This is a genomic window from Nostoc sp. CHAB 5836, from assembly GCF_020829445.1.
Lineage (GTDB): Bacteria > Cyanobacteriota > Cyanobacteriia > Cyanobacteriales > Nostocaceae > Nostoc.
Window position 1 is genome coordinate 1 of sequence record NZ_JAIVFV010000299.1, and the last position, 4433, is coordinate 4433.

Annotated in this window: 8 protein-coding genes; 2 read left to right on the top strand and 6 right to left on the bottom strand. The window is 42.5% G+C overall.

What is annotated here, in order from left to right:
* Nucleotides 1-590 precede the first annotated feature (590 nt).
* Nucleotides 591-1406: an Rpn family recombination-promoting nuclease/putative transposase gene (locus LC605_RS31235; RefSeq protein ID WP_229551283.1), complete on the top strand. Its 816-nt coding sequence runs from the start codon at nucleotides 591-593 to the stop codon at nucleotides 1404-1406.
* Between the two features lie 45 nt (nucleotides 1407-1451).
* Here LC605_RS31235 and LC605_RS31240 read toward each other — a convergent pair whose 3' ends face one another.
* Genes LC605_RS31240 through LC605_RS31250 form a run of 3 tightly spaced genes read right to left on the bottom strand, consistent with a single transcriptional unit; the run spans nucleotide 1452 to nucleotide 2405 of the window.
* The gene (locus LC605_RS31240; RefSeq protein WP_229551284.1) at nucleotides 1452-1754 is read right to left on the bottom strand and encodes a hypothetical protein; all 303 of its coding nucleotides are present in this window, start codon (nucleotides 1752-1754) and stop codon (nucleotides 1452-1454) included.
* Nucleotides 1747-1992: a hypothetical protein gene (locus LC605_RS31245; RefSeq protein ID WP_229551285.1), complete on the bottom strand. Its 246-nt coding sequence runs from the start codon at nucleotides 1990-1992 to the stop codon at nucleotides 1747-1749. Before LC605_RS31245 ends, LC605_RS31240 begins: the two co-directional genes overlap by 8 nt.
* A gap of 38 nt (nucleotides 1993-2030) precedes the next feature.
* Nucleotides 2031-2405: a helix-turn-helix transcriptional regulator gene (locus LC605_RS31250; protein WP_229551286.1), complete on the bottom strand. Its 375-nt coding sequence runs from the start codon at nucleotides 2403-2405 to the stop codon at nucleotides 2031-2033.
* Nucleotides 2406-2615: 210 nt separating this feature from the next.
* Between LC605_RS31250 and LC605_RS31255 the strand changes: the two genes are divergently transcribed.
* A complete protein-coding gene (locus LC605_RS31255; protein WP_229551287.1) occupies nucleotides 2616-3032 on the top strand; it encodes a hypothetical protein in 417 nt (138 codons plus the stop codon).
* A 327-nt stretch (nucleotides 3033-3359) separates the two neighbouring features.
* Here the strand turns inward: LC605_RS31255 and LC605_RS31260 are convergent, their stop codons facing one another.
* From LC605_RS31260 to LC605_RS31270, 3 genes are all read right to left on the bottom strand, one after another.
* A complete protein-coding gene (locus LC605_RS31260; RefSeq protein ID WP_229551288.1) occupies nucleotides 3360-3569 on the bottom strand; it encodes a helix-turn-helix transcriptional regulator in 210 nt (69 codons plus the stop codon).
* A gap of 255 nt (nucleotides 3570-3824) precedes the next feature.
* Nucleotides 3825-4214, bottom strand: a complete 390-nt coding sequence (locus LC605_RS31265) for an HNH endonuclease (RefSeq protein ID WP_229551289.1) — start codon at nucleotides 4212-4214, stop codon at nucleotides 3825-3827.
* Nucleotides 4215-4225: 11 nt separating this feature from the next.
* A partial coding sequence (locus tag LC605_RS31270; RefSeq protein WP_229551290.1) for a hypothetical protein occupies nucleotides 4226-4433 on the bottom strand: 208 nt, incomplete at its 5' end.

Consider the following 4433-nt stretch of genomic DNA (forward strand, 5'->3'; position numbering starts at 1 on the left):
ATATCAAAAAGATGAATTCTAGTGAAAATATTCACTTTCTAAGTATTTTAAGATACGCATATACTCAGCATTGATGATCGGCGATCGCACGACCTTTGGAGTCAGCTCACAAAATCGCATTGCTCCCCTCCTAAACTTTGTTAAACAGGAGCCTGAGAGGATGTTTGACTAGCAGCGATCGCATTGCTCCTGTGTTGTATCTGTCGTAATGCTTTCCTTAAAGACGATTCTCTGGTTTTTGAGTGATTAAAGTGAGTCAGGCTCATTTTCTTGCTCCTTGTTTCTAGAGAAAATAAGAGCTTCTATAGATAACTTAAATTCTTTTATCAAGAAGGGAAAAGGTAAAAACCTCGCCTCTTGTGGCGCGTTCGCGGTAGCGTCTCGTAGAGAAATAATCCACATCGGGAGCAAGGCTTGTCATTACCCCAGCCGAAGTGTCTGGCTTGGGGGCTTGGTTTAATTGCGAATTGCGAATGGGTGAAAAAGCGAATTGATTTTATACCTTCGCTATAGTGTTTGTCAATCCCTTGAACTATTTCTTGTTCCGTGAGTTCTTCAAGGAAGTAGCTGATATCTGATAAAATTCGTTCATGTTTGATAACACCTGCAAATTCATCGCTGAAATGTATTCTCCTGATTTCGCTACTTGGTTATTAGGAGAACCCATTACTTTGACTAAATTAAGTCCTACAGAATTGTCTTTAGAACCTATTCGTGCTGATGCATTAATATTGTTGCAGTCAGACGAAGTTGTTCTCCACGTTGAATTTCAGACCAAGCCCGATGAAGATATGCCTTTTCGGATGGCTGATTATCGTTTGAGGGTGTATCGCCGTTTTCCCAAGAAACGAATGCACCAAGTGGTAATTTACTTAGATAAAACCGAATCGGAGAAGGTGTATCAAACTACTTTCACTGCTGGAAGTTTGCGACACGAATTTTCAGTGATTCGTTTGTGGGAGCAGCCAAGTGAGATATTTTTGACGACACCAGGATTACTCCCCTTTGCGGTCTTGAGTGCTACTGAGAATAAAGTTGCTACGTTACAACTGTCGGCTGCGGCTGTTGACAAAATTGCTGACCGGCGGACACAAAGCAATATTGCTGCCGCCTCTGCAATTCTGGCCGGGTTAGTATTAGAACAAGAAGTGATTGCACGTTTATTCAGGAGAGACATCATGCGAGAGTCTGTGATTTACCAACAAATTAAAACCGAAGGCAAGGAAGAAGGGCGAGAAGAAGGGCGAGAAGAAGGGCGAGAAGAAGGAAGTCAACAAAAAGCTCATGAAATTGCCCGAAACTTACTAGCAGAACGTATGACTGTTGATGCGGTCGCTCGGATTACTGGTTTATCAGTAGAAGTAGTGCAACAACTACAGCAGGGAGAATCTGAGAATCAAAGGTAATTTTGCTACTATTACTGTACTGAATCTGCTCAACGAGGGTTGTACTTAGAGTACTCCAAGTAGGGGTAAATATAGCGAAGATACTGTTGGCGAAAGTGTTACAAACGCACGGACAAAAGTGTTACAACTCAAAGCCGCAACTACAGATTGAAGGTTTGAGCTTACGTAATGCTTAAAAACTGCATAACCAATCCCAGATATTTGATCTCCAGGTAGCTCTCCCCGTTCAAGTTGTTCAATTACGGGTTGTATATCATTACGAATACTCCGATATTTCTTGGCGAGGGTGCGTATATTTCGGTTGAAAGTTGGCGCGGCTTCAACTTGAATAAACGATTGCTCAGACATCTTCAAGTCCTTCCCAAAGTTGACCCACGGGAATTGTTTGTCCGGTCATAGCTTCATGCCAAGCTTGACGAAAATCTTCTACAATCACTTTTTTAGATGGCTCATCTTCATCAATTTCTGCTGCTTCTGGGATCAGGACAATTACTTCAACACGACTGTTATTATCAGTCATTAAGGGATGATCTAAAGTAAGTTGCCCATGCTCATTAATGGTTGCCATCACTTTAATTGCTTTCATGGGGACTCCAGAATATATGAGATATAAAGGGGATTTTTCTATGCAGCTGACTCTGATGAGAGTATTTGTATAAGAGATTTTAGTTTCCCTTTCTCTTCAATTAATTTTGTTTTTTTGCTATGACTAGGAATAGAAACATCTGTAGACACATTTGTCACTTGAGCCTCAATAATCATACTTTTTGCTAGTTCTGAGTTTCCCTCATCATCATCTGGTACACGAACTAGTAACTCACCTACTTCGCATTGTAAAATTTTGCACAACCTATCTAGCGTATCTAAAGGTATTGATTTCGCCTTGCCATATTCGATTTTCTGAACATTGGCCAGCGACATCTCAAGCCGTCTTGCTAGTTCATTCTGCGAAATTCCTCTTTCGTTCCTAATTTCCTTCAGCCTTACTTCCACAGTCATGAGTTGAATTCATATATATAGACTAACCTACTTTTAGTAGTCTATCTATTAATAGTATTGATGAAAAGGTGACCAATAGATAACTTACTCTCATGATACTACCTATTGAACAACCTACTGTTAGTAGGTATGATAGTAATAACAAAAGACGACACCCCAAGCCTGGTAAGCAAAAGCGTCGTCTTTTGAACCTTTACAGGAATCTATATCATGACACATCGAACCTACACACAGCAAGCTCTTCAACGCTACAACCTCCCGCGCCTCAAAAGAATCGCTGCCGAACTCGGCGTAACACCCACCGGAGACAAGAGAGGTAGTGAAACCTGGATAAACGCAATCATCGCTCACCAGTCTGCCCACCCTGAGCAATTCATCACCCCTGCTTCGATACCACTGACACCCATCGAAATCTCGTTCTACGACCACGAATATTACGCCGGGGATAAGTTGATCGCCGCAATCAGTTACGACGACGACAAACACGCGACCTTGGGTGGTGATGGTGAACAACAAGGAAGTCCACCGTGCTGCTACGGTCATGCTTTGCGATCGCTACATCTGCTCACATTACAAAGACGGCTCTTTACCAGTACAAGAGCAAAACGCTACAGACACGAATGGTAGTACTGAAAACGAAATCATGTGCCAGATTTTCAACGAGTGCGAGAAATACGGCTTTGAAATAGTGGGCGATGGCATTTACAACAACGCTGACTGTGAGGAACTGCTACACTGACCGTTTGATGAATTGACAATCGAAGAATGGCAACGGTTACGGCAGTATGCGCCACGAATAGAAAGCCACGAGTTGGTGAGAGCGCAATTCTCACAAAGACTTGGGCGTAGGCGCAGCCAGCCAACTCTTGGAGACGCACTCACGTTCGGCATCGCTTGACAACAGCGATACCGAACGTGAGCTTCGCTAACGCAAAACTTTTCGGTCTACTAACTTTAGGCACTTTCATCAATAAAAAACATTTCACCTAACGAAGCATTAAATAATTTGCAAACCTTAATTACCGTCTGATTATCCAAACGACTGAAGCGATTGTGATACAGCCTTCCAATAATTGTTGGACTTAACCCAGTTCGTGCAGCAACCTCTTGCTGAGTTAACTCTTGTTCCTCCATATACTCCCGAAGTTTACATTTCACGTCCATTACATTGAATTCTATCTTACAGAATAATAGTTTAATACTTTCCTGTCAATAGCTATCTAGCATTAGGTTGACATATAGCTAGATAGCTAGTATTATAGGTACATAGAGAAAGCGCTCCCGACCGCGAATCTGAAGCGCTTCTCTGCCCCTAAACTTGTCGGGTAGGGCGGAGGCATTACTGCCTCCTTCCCCCCTAAGAACCGTGCTTACAAGTTTCCAAGTACACGGCTCAAGCAAGTCAAGGATGCTACTTTGTTAGATTAATACTTCCTCTGGAAGAGGGGAGTATTTAAATCTATGAGAGTGGATTTGTTGATGGCAGTAGTAATGCACTAACTGTAAATTGGCAATATGGTTTTTGCCATTTTGATGTCGCGGAGTGATATGGTGTCGGTGAAGAGTTTCACCATTAAATAGAGATTCATAACACACTGGGCATAGATAGTTTTGTCTTTTTGCTATCTTTTGATTGCTGGGTTCTAAAGTTTTGGATTTACTCCTTTCTCTTTTAGTCCAGTATTGCCTTAATTCTGGGTCATCGGGTGAGGATGTACCTTTGATTTGAGTGTGTCTCTCGATGTTGAACCACATAAATTTGAGCAGGTGTTTGTTTGATTCTTTGCTGCCAAAGACCCAGTTGTCCATCCTGTCGAGGTTCAACCTTCCCCAATATCTTTTTTGCCGCCACTTATCTGATTTGTTTGGGTGCATTCTTCTGGCGTATCTTTTCTCCCTAGTAATCCAAGTTGCGGGTTATGAAATTCCAGGTGCTTGGTAACGGTCGATTCAGGCGATCGCGCACTCGGAAGTTGCGGTTGCACGTAGCGCCACCGCAACTTCGACTCGATCAAAAATACCACTACT